Origin of the sequence: Terasakiella sediminum (assembly GCF_033100395.1) — a bacterium.
Classification (GTDB): domain Bacteria; phylum Pseudomonadota; class Alphaproteobacteria; order Rhodospirillales; family Terasakiellaceae; genus Terasakiella.
Genome location: NZ_JAWLVJ010000011.1, coordinates 80791 through 95575 on the forward strand (window position 1 = coordinate 80791; position 14785 = coordinate 95575).

Genomic DNA, 14785 nt, shown 5'->3' on the forward strand with positions numbered 1-14785 from the left:
TATGCTAAAAATATATCGGTTTGATTGATGAAGGGGATAGGGTGCATGAGAAATGCAATCGTAACGTTGGGTATTGTTTTCCTTTTGACGGCTTGTGCGGGCGGGCGACCTTCCCCTATCCAGCAATCGGGCATGATGAAAAGGTCCTATGCTGAACCGATTGTGGTTTATCCGGGTGATAGTTTGTCAAATGCAGCGACGAAGGCGATGTCTGCCGCCTCCCTTGCCAATAGTAATGTTGCGATAGCCGAATATAGTTTATTCACTCATGGTCCAGGGTTTTACAGAAGATGGCCACAGAGCCGGAAGCATAAGGTAATTGCGTATGGGTTTCCTGAACGTTGTGGAATGAGAGCAGGCTGGTATGGGGTAGAAAGTGCTGATCTTGCTATTCAAAAAACATTGCAACAGTGTCTGGGTAATGTGGAAAAGCTTGGTAAAGCATTGGATATTAAATGCGGCTGTCAGGTAACTGCTTATAATGATGTTGTTTTTGTTGATCCTGATCGTATGAGCTATCGCTCCTCTTTACCTGCTGTGGCTATGATTGTTGAAAACGGACAGACGCAGGGCAAAGAAATTCAGGGGTTTATTAAATATGATGGTTCTATAGGCAAAGACCTGCCCATCTCTTTCTATAATGAGGAAGGGCGATTGATTTGTGATGGCAAACATAGTGTCAATATGCTGACCATGTCTGGTGATTTTTCTTTATCCTGCTTCAATGGGGCGATGAAAGGCGAGGGCGATTTTCAGGTTGATGGTATGCGTCAGGGCAGAACGTATGGTACGGCAAAGGCAACAACGGGGAATGAAACCATGTATATTGTCTTTGGTCTTTCCGATGATGATTATGAAAAGAAAAAAGCTGAGCTGTTGAATGGTGGTTAGGACGGTCTGTTATCTTGCTGTTTTATGTCTGAGCCTGAGCACGGATGTTCGGGCCGAAAGCAGCTTTATGGATTTATGGTGTCAGTATGGCGGCAAGGGATGTGAAGGTGAAGTTAAGTCCCTGCCCAAGGCCGCGCCTGCGTTAAAATCAGATAAGAACGTTAAAACCAACAATCAGACTTTGCCACAGCTGCCCGGACCCAATCAAACTTTGCCGGGCGCTGTAAAAACATTACCCAAACGACCCGCACAAAAACAGGCTGTGCGCGAACAGGTTAAAACAATTCCGCTGATTAAACGCAACGCAAAGATGGTGAAATCCAAAGGGATGAGTTTTGGGCGCTATTATGCCCTGGTGATTGGCAACAACCGATATCCCCATCTGGATAATCTGAAGACTGCCATTGGGGATGCGAAAGAGGTCGCACGTGTACTGAAACGATCTTATGGGTTTTCAGTGACCAGTCTGGTCAATGCCAGCCGGGATCAGATTATCTCTGCACTTGATGAATATCGCAAAATTCTGAAAAAAGAAGATAATTTGCTGATCTATTATGCAGGTCATGGGTGGCTGGATGAAGAAAGTGAACGTGGTTACTGGCTTCCGGTCGATGCTGATAAAAACACTCGTTCGCGCTGGGTGTCCAATGCGGATGTGACCGATACGCTGAAAGCGTTAAAAGCCAAACATGTGATGGTCGTGGCCGATAGCTGTTATGCCGGGACCTTGACGCGGTCAATTGACAATAAAGTCGCCGGGACGCGGGGGCTGAAACTGACGGAACGACCCAGTGGCTATCTTGAAACATTGATCGGGCGAAAATCACGCACAGTTCTGTCATCTGGCGCTTTGGAACCTGTCAGCGATCAGGGAGGGGGCAAACATTCCGTTTTTGCCCATGCGTTCTTGAAAAGCCTGCAGGAAAATGCCGGGATGATGGACGGCACCCAATTGTTTGGCGATGTCAGAAAGCAGGTTTTGTTAAATGCGCGCCAGACCCCGCAATATTCCAATATTCGTTTTGCAGGCCACGACGTAGGTGGGGATTTTGTTTTCCTGCGTCGTGATCGTTAAGTTAACTGGATACCTGATTACGCCCGGCCTTTTTGGCGCGATATAGCGCCTGGTCGGCCTGTTTCATGACTGCCATCGGGTCTTTTGCGCTGGATGATCTTTCCGCTGCGCCAAAGCTGCTGGTGACCCTGACAACCGTGGCCCCTGATGATTTGGCGTTTTTCTTCGGTTTCTTTTTGGGGCGATCCGCTGCGCGCAGTTTGAAGGATGCTTTTTCTACCCGTTCGCGCACCCGTTCCAGGTGGTCAAGGGCGTGATCAACGTTTCGGCCCGGGAACACAATGGTGAATTCTTCCCCGCCATACCGGTATGCCTTGCCACCGCCTGTGACTTTGGACAGATTGGTTGCGACCATACGCAGGACCTGATCACCCACATCATGGCCGTAGGTGTCGTTGAATTTTTTGAAATGATCAATATCGGCCATGGCGATCACATAGGTTGAACCTAGCTTTTTCATATCTGAAATCAGCGCACGTCGCCCGGGAAGACCCGTCAGTTCATCCATAAAGGCCATGCGATAACTGTCCAGCACGACCCCTAAGATTAGACACAGAAGCCCGGCATTCAGAAACAGGGCTTTTTGCTCGGGGAAATAAAGGGTGGCGATGATGCTGCAGGTGAAGGTTAGCCAGGCGGGATCAGTTGGATTGTCTTTCATCAAGGTGAAGACAGCAAACCAGATCAAGCAGAGGACGAACAGACACAGGCTGATGAACTTGAACGGCTCGGGCAGGGGCGTGTCAAAGAACGGTGGTTGATAGGACAGGTGCATCAGGATTTCTTTGGCGTAAATTCCTCCGTCCCCGTAGCCTGCGAAAAACAGCGCGCTGATTTGGGCGGCCAGAAAACAGATTTTAAGGATACCGGACGACGTAATCACACCGCGATCTGTCCAGAAGGCCAGCAGCCAGATGTTTAGAGGTAAAAGGATGGTGATCCCGACCATGATCAGCCTTGCATTTGCAAATCCACCCAAAATGCAATAGCTCGCAGCCCCTAGACCAAAGGCAATAGCGATATTGCCCCGTCTGAAAAACCAGGCAAATCCAGCGCCGATCAGGCAGATGACATATGGGGCTGTTTCAAGGATGGCTTCAGGGATGTAAGCCCGGGCATCCGGGGTGATAAACAGCCAATAAGTCAGTCCTGTCATAAGGGCGAAAGGAAAGAGGTTGAAGAGTTTACGGCTGAGTATCACGACATTGTGTCCTTTTGTTTTCGCCCATTAGACCCCTTTAAGGTTGCCAAATGGTAAAAACACCATAAGTATCTTCTCAGCAAGGAGCATTGAAATGAGCGATAAAATCAAAAAGACCGATGAAGAATGGCGTGAACAGCTGAGCCCGGAAGCCTATGTTGTCTGTCGTCAACAAGGTACAGAGCGGGCCTTTACCGGGAAATATTGGGATGCCAAAACCATCGGCACCTATAAGTGCGCGGGTTGCGGTGAACCGTTGTTCCGGTCTGAAACAAAATATGATTCCGGCAGTGGCTGGCCAAGTTTTTTTGAACCGATGAACGGCGAAAGCGTGGAAGAACACCGCGATGAAACCCATGGGATGATCCGCACCGAAGTTCATTGTTCCAAATGTGATACGCATCTGGGGCATGTCTTCCCTGATGGTCCGGCGCCAACGGGTTTGCGTTACTGTATCAATTCCCTCTCCCTCGATCTCGATGAAGACTGAGCTTTAAACGAACGTGAATATCTGGGCACTTGCCTTTCCCATTATCCTGTCCAACATCACCATTCCATTGCTGGGCGCGGTCGATGCGGCTGTGATGGGGCATATGGAAACAGCTGCCTATTTGGGCGCGGTTGCCATCGGGGCGCTGATTTTTGATTATATCTATTGGGGCTTCGGCTTTTTAAGGCTGTCGACCACCGGACTGGCGGCACAAGCGCTGGGCCGTGGTGATGGCGATGAAGCACGCGCGATTTTTGGCCGTGCTGCCTTGATCGCTGTATCCGGTGCCCTGTTGTTGTGGATCAGCCAGTCCTTCCTGTTTCTGGCGGCTAAAGAAATTCTTGAAGCCAGTGACGAGGTGGAACGACTGGCAGAGATATATTTTGATATCCGTATCTGGTCTGCCCCTGCGGCCCTGATGAACTATGCGCTGATGGGCTGGATACTGGCGAAGAAAGATGCGCGAGGGGTGCTGATCCAGCAGGTTGCCATCAACATCATCAATGTGGTGCTGGACCTCTGGTTTGTCATGGGCCTGGGGCATGGGGTTGAAGGTGTGGCCCTTGCCACCGTGATTGCGCAATATGTCGGCCTTGGTATCGGCTTTTTGATCCTGAAAAAGAATTTGAATGGTCTGTCTGGGTCCTGGCAGGTCGCACGTATTTTCCGTCTGGATGAAATGAAAAAACTGATGGGGATGAACCTTGATTTGTTTATCCGTACCATCTGTTTGCTGACAGCCTTTGGTTGGTTCAGCGCGCAAGCGGCAAAGCTTGGCGATGTGACGCTGGCGGCCAACGCGATCCTGTTGCAGTTTCAGCAATTTACATCCTATGCGCTGGATGGGTTTGCCCATGCGGTCGAGGTCTTAAGTGGCCATGGGGCGGGCAAGAAGGACCGTAAGGAATTCAAGCAAGTCGTTGTTCAATCAACCAGGCTCGCGGCCTTGTGCGCGTTCATCTTCAGTGCTGTTTATTTTGTGGGTGGGGAGCTGATCATTTCCTGGTTCAGTAATATCGAAGCGGTTGTGATGACGGCAGAGACTTATCTGATCTGGGCGATCATGCTGCCGATTGTCTCGGTCTGGAGCTTCCAGCTGGACGGTATTTTCTTTGGCCTGACCCAAACCAAGTCGTTGCGCAATATGATGGTTTTGTCATTGGGACTTTATATCCCCTTAAGCCTTTACCTGCTTGATCAGTTTGGAAACCATGGATTATGGGCGGCGTTTACCATTTTTATGGGATTGCGCGCTATAACCTTAGGGATGATCTTTCCATCGATTGAGAAGAAGGTTTTTGCATGATCACCCGACGGGCCTTTCTGGCCGGATGTTTACCTGCTGCCCTGACGGCCTGTTCCACCAATGAAATCGTGCGCACGATCGAGGCTGCAGCACGTGGCGGGTCACTAAGCGGTGCCGTTCGCAATGTGGCAACCAACAAGGCCTACAGCTGGGCACGCAACCCAAAAACGATCATTCGGGACTTTGAACGGCTGGATGAATTCGCCAAGAAATTCCTGGGCGATGTGGTGGAAGTCTGGGGCGAAGAAAATGCAGCGACCCCAAGCGAGAAAGTCTATGTCAAATATGGCGATCAGTATAAATCACGCGGGATCATTGATTTTGAAAATTCGCTCGTACGGGTGGAAACGCTGGTACCGGATCATCTGAAAGAAGCCATCAGGGTCACGCTTTTGTCACCGGATGATCCCAGTTCAGTTGATCTGTTTTCCGATAAATCCGTCAAGCTGGGCGGCGTGCCGTTTTTGTATAATCAGGTGGTGGACCATGACGGCAAATCGATCCGCTGGGAATGGCGGGCAAACCGTTACGCGGACTATCTGATCAAACATAAAAAGCAGGTGGTATCGATTAAGCTGGATGACGGATCAACGGTCACCAAAACCTTTGTGGAATTCCCGCTAAAACGGGCGCATAACACCACGCGCCAGCATCGTTATGGCCCCTTGGTTTCCCAATATGCCAGCCAGTATAAGATCGAACAGGCTTTGGTCTATGCCATCATCAAGACGGAAAGTAACTTTAATCCCTATGCAGTCAGTTGGGTGCCTGCCTATGGGCTGATGCAGATTGTACCAAAAACGGCCGGACGTGATGCGCATGAGGTTGTTCACGGGCGTCCCGGCACGCCGTCCCGGCAATATCTGTTTGATGCGAAGAATAACATCCGCATGGGATGTGCCTATCTGCATATCCTGCAGACCCGTTATCTGGTGGATGTGTCCAACCCGCTATCGCGTCATTATTGTGTGATTGCGGCTTATAACGGCGGAGCAGGCAATGTGTTACGGAGCTTTCATGGTGATCGCAAACAGGCTTTCGCGCTGATAAACCAAAGCAGCCCGGCTGCGGTCTATCAGCGCTTAAAGACAAAAATGCCCAAGGAAAGCCAACGCTATCTGGATAAAGTGTTAAAGGCGAAGAAAGCCTACGTTTAGAACTTAACCCAAAGACTTGGTTGCCATCTCGAACGTGTCGTTGGACAGGCCGTCGGTGTCGATGATACGCTGCAACTGTGCTTTCATCAGTTCTTGTCGTTTTTCATCAAATCGACGCCATTTACCCAGCGGCGCAATCATGCGCGCGGCAATTTGCGGGTTGATCTTGTCCAGTTCAATCACTCGGTCGGCCTGAAACTCATAGCCCTGTCCCTTTGCATCATGGAAATGCAGCGGGTTGGCCATGGCAAATACACCGACGAGGGAGCGGACCTTGTTCGGGTTTTTGATGGAAAAGGCTTCGTGATCCAGCAGGGATTTCACCTTATCCAGCGTGCTTGGTTTTGAAGACATGGCCTGTACGGACAACCATTTATCCACCACCAACGGATCATCTTTGAAACGGCTATAGAAATCAGCCAGCACTTCTTCGCCCACGCTGCCTTCTTTGTTGGACAGGATGGTCAATGCGGCCATGCGATCCGTCATGTTGTTCGCGTTGTGATATTGTGCGGTGATCAGGGATGTTGTGGCCGGATCATTCAATTCACCCAGATAGCCAAGGCATACATTTTTAAGGGCACGCTCGCCCGCAGATTTGGCATCCGGGCTGTAAGGAGTATCGCTTCGAAGTTTGCGATAAGTTTCCTGCAAGGTTTCTTTCAGGTCCTGCGCGATAAAGATGCGCAGGGCTTCGCGTGCGCCATGGATCGCAACCACATCAACGATTTCCATCTGATCGGCCAGATAGCTTTCAGCCGGAAGCAGCAGGGAAAGTGCGATATAGTCGTTATCAAGGCTTGCATCTTCCAGTGTGGCTTTCAAGGCATCAATGAAACGCTGATCTTTCTGTACTTCACCTGCGTTCTGGAAGGTCTTGATCATTTCTAACAGCAGGTCGGTGGCATAGGATTGTGCGGCTTCCCAACGGGCAAATTCATCATTGTCATTTGCCATCAGGAAAGCCAGATCATCGCGACTGTATGGGGCTTTCAGCTTGATGGGGGCAGAGAAACCACGATTTAGAGAAATCACGGGTTCTTCGGTGATATTGTTGAATGTGAAGGTCTGGCTTGCTTCATTCAGTGACAGAACTTCACTGTACAGGTCTGATCCGTCCTTGCCCACAAGCCCGATGGCGATCGGCATATGCATAACCTCTTTCACATCCTGCCCCGGTGTCGGGGCAAGGGTTTGGGAAAGGGTGAGGGTGAATTGTTTGGCAGCCCCATCATAATTCCATCTGGCGGTGACTTCGGGTGTGCCTGCTTGGGAATACCACAGCTTAAACTGTTTCAGGTCAATACCGGAGGCATCCATCATGGCAGCCGCAAAGTCATCACACGTTACAGCCTCCCCATCATGGCGTTCAAAATAAAGCTTCATGCCTTTCTGGAAGTTTTCTTCCCCTAAAAGCGTGTGCATCATTCTGATAACCTCGGACCCTTTGTTATAAACGGTGGCGGTATAGAAATTATCAATGGCGATATACTGGTCCGGGCGCACCGGATGGGCCAGTGGCCCAGCATCTTCTGGGAATTGCCCGCCACGCAGGACTTTGACATTGCCGATCCGTTCTGTAGCACGGGACCGCATGTCAGATGAAAATTCCTGATCGCGGAAAACCGTTAGACCTTCTTTTAGCGATAACTGAAACCAGTCCCGGCAGGTCACCCGGTTGCCTGTCCAGTTGTGGAAATATTCATGCGCAATCACGCCTTCGATCCCGGCGTAATCCTGATCGGTGGCGGTGTCGGATTTCGCCAGAACGTACTTGGTGTTAAAGACGTTCAGGGATTTATTTTCCATCGCGCCCATGTTGAAGTCACTGACGGCGACGATGTTATAAAGGTCCAGGTCATATTCCAGCCCAAAGCGGTCTTCATCCCACTTCATGGATGCTTTCAGGCTTTCCATCGCCCAGTCACAGCGGTCTTCATTGCCATGTTCGACAAAGATACGCAGATCAACTGTGTTGCCGGATTTGGTGATAAAGGTGTCATCCACACGGGCCAGATCACCTGCAACCAACGCAAAGAGATAGCTTGGTTTGGGGAAGGGGTCATTCCAGACGCAGACGTGTTGGCCGTCTTCAGCCTCACTTTCTTCCACCAGATTACCGTTGGACAGCATGACCGGGCAGGTATCCTTATCAGCAATGATCGTGACGTTAAAGCGCGTCATCACATCTGGGCGGTCCTGGAAATAGGTGATGCGGCGAAAGCCCTGGGCTTCACATTGGGTGCAGTAATTCCCGCTGGACTGATAAAGACCGGACAGTTGCGTGTTGCCCTTCGGATCAATTTCTGTTTCCACAACCAGTTCAAATCGTTCCGGCAGGTCCGTCAGGGTTAGTTTGTCGCCTTCGATGGCATAATCATTTTCTGAAAGTGTGCGGCCATCAAGTGCGATGCTTAGAAGCTTCAAATCTTCCCCATCCAGAACAAGGTCTGTGCCCTCGCCGTCCTGATAATAAGTCGCTGCGGCTAAAACGCGCGTGCTTTCAGGTTCCAGATCAAAGACAAGGTCAAGGCTATCGACCTGAAAGTTTGGTTTTGCGTAATCTTCCAGGCGGATTGTTTTGGGCTGTTCGGTTTTCATTATGGGGCCTTTAACGGGTAATGTGGGCGCGGATCAGTTCCTGATTATCCTGATTGGATAAAAGAACAAGGCTTTCTTTGGGGTTAAGCTGCTGAACTTCGGCTTCGACGGTGTCATTTAAGCGACATTCATTTCGAAAGACGATGTCAAGTGCGCGGGGCTGAAACGGATGTTTACACCCTTCTGCTGCGGAACTTAACGCCCATTCTATTAAGGTGGTATTATTGACGTGATTGTAAAGGTCGATATCACCAAGGCGCGGTTTAAAGGGCGGCATAGGGATACCGATAAAAGGTTTATCAATGGATCGTTTCTGGAATTCAATCGGTTTGGGTCCGGCGTCCGGCATGCGCGCCTGGACAAATTCCGGCCAGTCTGCCATGGCGCGTTCTTCCAGATCAAACAAGGCGAAGGTGGTCAGTGCGGTTGCAATCACCATATTATTTTCATCACGCAGGCGATAAAAGCGATTGCCGAATTTGCCTTGCAGGCCCGCATACCAGGTTTCAACGGCAATAGCGTCACCTTTGCGTGGATAGTGGCGCACAAAAACGGCCAAGCGGGCCAGCACCCAGGCAAGGTCGGTGCCTTGCAGGCTTTCCATACCAAGGTTCAGAAGGGTAGAATTTCGAAAGGCGGCTTCTTGCAGATATTCTGCAACACTGCAGATTGAAAATAAACCATTGGGACAGATTTCTGAAACCCGAACATGGAAAATTTCCTGGCCTAGCGTCGGCGGGGCCTTGGCATTTGCAACTTTCGCCCAATCAATCATATGGCAATCCCTCTTTTTTCTTGTTATGTAGAAGCCAAATTTCTTTTAAGTCAAGGATGAAGCTATGACCACACGTGTAAAATGGGTTGAAGACCGCACATTTATCGGCACCTCCAACAGCGGCCATGCTGTTGTTATGGAAGCCAAAGGCGCAGATCAGGGCAGCGTTGGCCCCAGCCCGATGGAGATGTTACTGCTGGGTATGGGCGGCTGCACGACCTTCGATGTGGTTCATATTCTGGGTCGTATGCGTGAAAATGTTGTGGATTGCGAAGTCGAAATCGATGGTACACGTGCTGATGAAGACCCCAAGGTCTACACCAAAATCCATGCGCATTTTAAAGTGACGGGTCATGGCCTGAAAGAAAAGAAGGTCAAACAGGCGGTTGAACTGTCGGCTGAGAAATATTGCTCTGCCTCCATCATGATGGGTGCAACCGCTGAGATCACGCACGATTTTGAAGTGATTGACCTGGATGAGTGACCCTGTGTCCCGGCGCAGGCCGGGACCTTTTGAAGTCAGCGCTAGCTGTTAACCAGCCCCCGGCCTTCGCCGGGGAACGGTGTTATTTGGGACTTAACTCCCCACCAGCTCATGCCAGCCTTCTTCTGTCAGCACATTGACACCAAGGTCTTCGGCCTTTTTAAGCTTGGACCCGGCACTACCCCCAGCAACCAGATAATCCGTCTTTTTCGAAACGGACCCGGATACCTTGGCCCCTAAGCTTTCTGCCTTTGCTTTGGCTTCGGCGCGCGTCATGGTGACCAGTGTTCCGGTGAAGACGACGGTTTTGCCTGCAACCGGGCTGCCGTCTGTTTTGGGCACTTCAAATTCTTCGATGGTGAGCTGGTTATCCAAATCCTGCATCACATCGCGATTATGCTGTTCATCGAAAAATTCAATAATATCCTGCGCCATGGAGGCCCCGATGCCGTCAATGGCGATCAGGTCGGTGTAAGCCGTGCTTTCTTGATCATGGGCGGCCAGCATGGCGTTATACCAAGCATCAAAGCTTAAGTAGTTCTTTGCCAATGTACGTGCAGTCGCCTGACCCACCTGACGGATGCCGAGGCTATAGATAAAACGATCCAGGCCGATGGTGCGGCGTTCTTCAATCGATGCTTTCAGGTTACTGACCGATTTTTCTTTCCAGCCATCCCATGTGGCAATGGTGTCGGCATGATCACCTAGGCGGAAGATATCGGCGGGCGTGGTGATCAGCTTTTTCTCCCAGAATTTTTCGATATTCTTGGTGCCAAGGCCTTCCATATCAAAGGCGTTGCGTGACACAAAATGTTTCAAACGTTCAACGGCTTGGGCCGGGCAGATCAGACCACCTGTGCAGCGCACGTCCACTTCACCTTCTTCACGCACGGCATGTGATCCACATTCCGGGCATTCGCTCGGGAAGACATAAGGCACACTGTCAGCCGGGCGTTTGTTCATGACGACTTCCACCACCTGTGGGATCACGTCGCCTGCACGCTGGATGACGACCGTGTCACCCACCTGCACGCCTTTGCGTTCCAACTCATCCTTGTTGTGGAGTGTCGCGTTGGACACAACCACACCGCCTACAGTGACGGGTTTCAGCCGAGCAACCGGGGTCAGCTTACCTGTGCGACCGACCTGAATGTCGATGGCTTCCAGTACTGTCTGGGCTTTTTCTGCCGGAAACTTATGCGCAATGGCCCAACGTGGGGAGCGTGAGACAAATCCCAGTCGTTCCTGCCAGTCCAGACGGTTGACCTTATAGACCACGCCGTCGATATCATAAGGCAGATTGGCGCGTTCATCATTGATGTGGTTGTAAAGCGTCATGATGTCTTCAAGGTTGTGGCAGACCTTGGTCAGTGGATTGACCGGGAAGCCCCATTCTTTGAACGTATCAATCACGCCCATCTGGGTATCAGACAACGGCGCACTCAACTCCCCCCAGGCATAGGCAAAGATACGCAACGGGCGTTGCTTGGTGATGCTGGTATCTAGTTGACGCAGTGATCCAGCAGCCGCATTTCTGGGGTTGGCAAAGACCTTGGCGCCTGCATCTTCTTGCTTTTTGTTGAGTGCGAGGAATTCATCTTTCGCCATATAGACTTCACCGCGAATTTCCACCACATGGGGCACACCTGCGGGCAGCTCAAGCGGCAGTTCTTTCAGCGTCAGGATGTTGCGCGTAACATCTTCGCCTTCCGCGCCATCGCCCCGGGTTGCAGCCTGTTTGAACTTGCCGTTTTCATATCGCAGGGAAATGGAAAGCCCATCGATTTTGGGTTCGGCCACGATATCCAGATCATCTGTGTCGCCAAGGCCAAGGAAGCGGCGAATGCGATCCTGAAAATCCTGCACATCTTCTTCGTTAAAGGCATTGCCCAAGGACAGCATGGGTACCGCGTGTGTGATTTTGGAAAAGCCGGATTGCACGGCGGCTCCGACCTTTTCGCTTGGGCTGTCTTTACGTTTTAGATGCGGGAATTTTTCTTCCAATGCCGTGTTGCGCAGACGCAGGGCGTCATATTCCCCATCACTGATGGTCGGGGCATCATTCTGATAGTAGCGTTTGTCATGTTCATGAATTTCTTTCGCCAATGCCTTGAGTTCGGCATAGGCGTCAAATTCAGTCAGTTCATCGACTGAAAGATCACGTAAGCTTTTGATGGCCATATTTATTTAAACCGCGTTTAAAAGTGTGTCTGCTGCTGCCCGTGCTTCGGTGGTGACATGTTCACCTGAAATCATCCGGGCAATTTCTTCGGTACGTTCGTTGTCATTCAGCGGACGAATGGTCGAGGTCACAGACCCGCCTGTCTCGCTTTTTGAAACCTGTAAATGGTGGTTGCCGCGCGCGCCCACTTGTGGGGAATGGGTGACCACAAGCACCTGCACATCTTCAGCCAGTGCGCCCAGTCGTTCACCAACGGCTGCGGCGGTCGCCCCGCCAATTCCGGCATCGACTTCGTCAAAGACAAGGGTGGGGATGGGGTCGGCCTGGGCCAGAACTACCTTCAAGGCCAGCATAAAACGTGAGAGTTCCCCGCCGGATGCGACCTTGGCAATGGGGCCAAGCGGCGCGCCAAAGTTGGTGGAAATTTCAAAGGCGATCTTGTCACACCCTGTTTCGTTCCAGTCATCCTGATCCAGCTTGATAATGGTGGTCCCGAACGTTGCGCCCCCCAGTTTCAGCGGGCCAAGTTCGTTATTGACGGCGCGATCCAGACCGGAAGCCGTCTTGCGGCGTTGCGCGCCCAGTTCTTCGGCGATTTGAATATAGGCGTTGCGCTTTTCTGTTTCTTTAGTACGCAGGTCCTGCAAGGCGCTGTCGCCTGCTTCAACGGCTTCAAGCTGCGCAACGAAACGGTCTTTCAAGCCCGGCAGTTCGGTGACCGGAACATCGTGTTTGCGCGCCGCACCGCGAAGGGCAAAGAGCCGTTCTTCAATGGCTTCGAGATGGCGCGGGTCCAGGTCAACTTCGTTACTGGCACGTTCCAGCTGCTGAATACCGATGGAGGCATATTCAGAGGCTTTATCCAGCGTTTCCAGCACTTCATCCAGACGGCCTTCGGCTTTTTCGGCGATCCGTTCCAGATGGCGCAAGCTATTTCGCAGCATGGTTTCCACACCCTTGTGGGCGTAAAGTTCGTTATGGGCCTGTTTCAACCCTTCCAGCAGCTTTTCCCCGTGCATCATCATCTGACGCTGGTTGGCGAGGTCTTCTTCTTCGCCTTCCTGTGGGGCAAGCTGGGTCAATTCTTCTACCATATGGCGCAGATATTCTTCATCCGCGCGCGCTTTTTCTAGCGCTGCTTCGGCTTCGATACGTTCTTTTTCAACTGCGCGCCATTCCCGATAGATGCCTTTGGTTTTGCCAGCAAGGCCTGTCAGATTGCCAAACAGGTCTAGAAGGCCACGGTGGGTCGCCGGGTTCATCAGGCCTTGGGTATCAAATTGTCCGTGGATTTCTACCAAAGCAGCACCAGCCTGGCGCAGCAAGCTGACACTGACGGGCTGATCATTGATATAGGCACGCGAACGCCCATCGCTGTTGACGACACGGCGCAGGACCAGTGTGTCGTCACGTTCGATATCGGCTTCGTCCAGAATGTCCCAGAAGGGGTGATCGGCGGGCAGGTCAAATTCCGCACTAACGCTGCCTTTGTCACTGCCATGGCGCACAAGGGCACTGTCGGCACGTGCACCAAGGGCAAGGCCTAAGCTGTCCAGCAGGATGGATTTACCCGCACCGGTTTCCCCGGTCAGGACACACAGACCGTTTTTAAAATCTACATTCAGTTTGTCGATCAGGACAATGTCGCGAATAGAAAGGCGATGCAGCATGGTTAGGACCGCTTATTCCCAGAATTTCCACCAAGAACTCTCACGCTCTGCCTGAAGTTGTTCTCGTTCTTCAGGGGGCAAAGCGTTTTCTGCGGCGATACCGTCTTGTTCTTCCAAGACTTCAAGGGCGTCCTTTTTATCAAACGGCCAGTACCAGCTGGGTTCTTCTTTTTCTTTGACGCGTTTGCGTTCCACAATCTGATAGGAATCTACATACCATTCAGACCCCGGGAAGTTATGGCCCAATACAGCCGCAGTGCGTTTAGCTTCGTCATCCAGGCCCAGCTGGATATAGCATTCGATCATACGGTGAAGGGCTTCAGGTACGTGGGTTGTGGTTTGATAATGCTGTACAACGGCCTTAAAGCGGCTAAGCGCTGCAATACATTGGTTACGTGATGTGTAATAACGCCCGATCTCCATTTCCTTACCTGCCAGGTGGTCGATGGTCAGGTCCAGCTTGATGCGGGCATCACGGGCATATTTGCTGGTCGGGAAGCGTTTGATTAGTTCCTTAAAGGTCTGTTGCGCCTGATCTGTCATCAACTGGTCACGTCCAACATCCGAGATTTGTTCGTAATACGACAGGCCCTTCAGGTAGGTTGCGTAAGGCACGTCTTTGTTGGATGGATGCAGCTGGATAAAGCGATCAAGCGCGATCACCGCTTCGTCATATTTTTCGTTTTCATAATGGGCATAGGCCGCCATCAGCTGGGCTTTGGTTGCCCAGACGGAATAAGGGTGCTGACGTTCAACTTCATCAAACTTTTGGGCTGCTTCTTCATATTCTTTTGCCAGCAAAGCGTTATGACCGTCGTTATAGAGCTGTTCGACAGGGCTTTCGACATATTCTTCAGCCTCTTCCGTAGAAGAACAGGCGCTTAAAAGGGTCAATGCCAATAACGGTGTGGCGATATATTTGAGCGAGCGTTGAGAGAAATATTTCATCTAAA

12 protein-coding genes are annotated in these 14785 nt (G+C 51.2%); 6 read left to right on the forward strand and 6 right to left on the reverse strand.

What is annotated here, in order from left to right; all coding sequences use genetic code 11:
* Positions 1 to 45 precede the first annotated feature (45 nt).
* Both RYZ26_RS10455 and RYZ26_RS10460 read left to right on the forward strand, forming a co-directional pair.
* Positions 46 to 891: a hypothetical protein gene (locus RYZ26_RS10455; protein ID WP_317683149.1), complete on the forward strand. Its 846-nt coding sequence runs from the start codon at positions 46 to 48 to the stop codon at positions 889 to 891.
* Positions 881 to 1966 (forward strand): caspase family protein, encoded by a 1086-nt coding sequence (locus RYZ26_RS10460; protein WP_317683150.1) that lies wholly within the window; start codon positions 881 to 883, stop codon positions 1964 to 1966. Before RYZ26_RS10455 ends, RYZ26_RS10460 begins: the two co-directional genes overlap by 11 nt.
* Position 1967: 1 nt before the next feature.
* Here RYZ26_RS10460 and RYZ26_RS10465 read toward each other — a convergent pair whose 3' ends face one another.
* Positions 1968 to 3167: a GGDEF domain-containing protein gene (locus RYZ26_RS10465; protein WP_317683151.1), complete on the reverse strand. Its 1200-nt coding sequence runs from the start codon at positions 3165 to 3167 to the stop codon at positions 1968 to 1970.
* Positions 3168 to 3261: 94 nt separating this feature from the next.
* On the opposite strand from RYZ26_RS10465, the gene msrB reads away from it, so the two are divergent.
* The 3 genes from msrB to RYZ26_RS10480 are packed head-to-tail and all read left to right on the forward strand — an operon-like array spanning position 3262 to position 6120.
* Complete coding sequence (gene msrB, locus RYZ26_RS10470; RefSeq protein WP_317683152.1) at positions 3262 to 3657, forward strand: peptide-methionine (R)-S-oxide reductase MsrB; 396 nt, start codon at positions 3262 to 3264, stop codon at positions 3655 to 3657.
* 13 nt (positions 3658 to 3670) lie between these two features.
* The gene (locus tag RYZ26_RS10475) at positions 3671 to 4963 is read left to right on the forward strand and encodes an MATE family efflux transporter (RefSeq protein WP_317683153.1); all 1293 of its coding nucleotides are present in this window, start codon (positions 3671 to 3673) and stop codon (positions 4961 to 4963) included.
* Positions 4960 to 6120, forward strand: coding sequence for a murein transglycosylase domain-containing protein (locus tag RYZ26_RS10480; RefSeq protein WP_317683154.1), 1161 nt, complete (start codon positions 4960 to 4962; stop codon positions 6118 to 6120). Before RYZ26_RS10475 ends, RYZ26_RS10480 begins: the two co-directional genes overlap by 4 nt.
* 3 nt (positions 6121 to 6123) lie before the next feature.
* Here the strand turns inward: RYZ26_RS10480 and pepN are convergent, their stop codons facing one another.
* Together pepN and RYZ26_RS10490 are read right to left on the reverse strand one after the other, a co-directional pair.
* Positions 6124 to 8721, reverse strand: coding sequence for an aminopeptidase N (gene pepN / locus RYZ26_RS10485; protein ID WP_317683155.1), 2598 nt, complete (start codon positions 8719 to 8721; stop codon positions 6124 to 6126).
* A gap of 10 nt (positions 8722 to 8731) precedes the next feature.
* Positions 8732 to 9496 (reverse strand): acyl-[acyl-carrier-protein] thioesterase, encoded by a 765-nt coding sequence (locus RYZ26_RS10490; protein ID WP_317683156.1) that lies wholly within the window; start codon positions 9494 to 9496, stop codon positions 8732 to 8734.
* A 64-nt stretch (positions 9497 to 9560) separates the two neighbouring features.
* On the opposite strand from RYZ26_RS10490, the gene RYZ26_RS10495 reads away from it, so the two are divergent.
* The gene (locus RYZ26_RS10495; RefSeq protein WP_317683157.1) at positions 9561 to 9980 is read left to right on the forward strand and encodes an OsmC family protein; all 420 of its coding nucleotides are present in this window, start codon (positions 9561 to 9563) and stop codon (positions 9978 to 9980) included.
* Positions 9981 to 10073: 93 nt separating this feature from the next.
* Here the strand turns inward: RYZ26_RS10495 and ligA are convergent, their stop codons facing one another.
* Genes ligA through RYZ26_RS10510 form a run of 3 tightly spaced genes read right to left on the reverse strand, consistent with a single transcriptional unit; the run spans position 10074 to position 14780 of the window.
* Positions 10074 to 12161, reverse strand: coding sequence for an NAD-dependent DNA ligase LigA (gene ligA / locus RYZ26_RS10500; RefSeq protein ID WP_317683158.1), 2088 nt, complete (start codon positions 12159 to 12161; stop codon positions 10074 to 10076).
* Positions 12162 to 12167: 6 nt separating this feature from the next.
* On the reverse strand, positions 12168 to 13832 hold the full coding sequence (gene recN / locus RYZ26_RS10505; protein ID WP_317683159.1) for a DNA repair protein RecN: 1665 nt from the start codon (positions 13830 to 13832) through the stop codon (positions 12168 to 12170).
* 12 nt (positions 13833 to 13844) lie between these two features.
* Positions 13845 to 14780 carry an outer membrane protein assembly factor BamD gene (locus tag RYZ26_RS10510; protein ID WP_317683160.1) on the reverse strand — a complete coding sequence of 312 codons (936 nt, stop codon included), beginning with the start codon at positions 14778 to 14780 and terminating at the stop codon, positions 13845 to 13847.
* Positions 14781 to 14785 lie beyond the last annotated feature (5 nt).

What these genes read in the sequence shown, in the direction of transcription:
- RYZ26_RS10490 (WP_317683156.1), bottom strand. Translation starts at nt 9,496, where the DNA reads ATGATTGATTGGGCGAAAGTTGCAAATGCCAAGGCCCCGCCGACGCTA.
- RYZ26_RS10460 (WP_317683150.1), top strand. Translation starts at nt 881, where the DNA reads ATGGTGGTTAGGACGGTCTGTTATCTTGCTGTTTTATGTCTGAGCCTG.
- ligA (WP_317683158.1), bottom strand. Translation starts at nt 12,161, where the DNA reads ATGGCCATCAAAAGCTTACGTGATCTTTCAGTCGATGAACTGACTGAA.
- msrB (WP_317683152.1), top strand. Translation starts at nt 3,262, where the DNA reads ATGAGCGATAAAATCAAAAAGACCGATGAAGAATGGCGTGAACAGCTG.
- recN (WP_317683159.1), bottom strand. Translation starts at nt 13,832, where the DNA reads ATGCTGCATCGCCTTTCTATTCGCGACATTGTCCTGATCGACAAACTG.
- RYZ26_RS10495 (WP_317683157.1), top strand. Translation starts at nt 9,561, where the DNA reads ATGACCACACGTGTAAAATGGGTTGAAGACCGCACATTTATCGGCACC.
- RYZ26_RS10480 (WP_317683154.1), top strand. Translation starts at nt 4,960, where the DNA reads ATGATCACCCGACGGGCCTTTCTGGCCGGATGTTTACCTGCTGCCCTG.
- RYZ26_RS10455 (WP_317683149.1), top strand. Translation starts at nt 46, where the DNA reads ATGAGAAATGCAATCGTAACGTTGGGTATTGTTTTCCTTTTGACGGCT.
- pepN (WP_317683155.1), bottom strand. Translation starts at nt 8,721, where the DNA reads ATGAAAACCGAACAGCCCAAAACAATCCGCCTGGAAGATTACGCAAAA.
- RYZ26_RS10510 (WP_317683160.1), bottom strand. Translation starts at nt 14,780, where the DNA reads ATGAAATATTTCTCTCAACGCTCGCTCAAATATATCGCCACACCGTTA.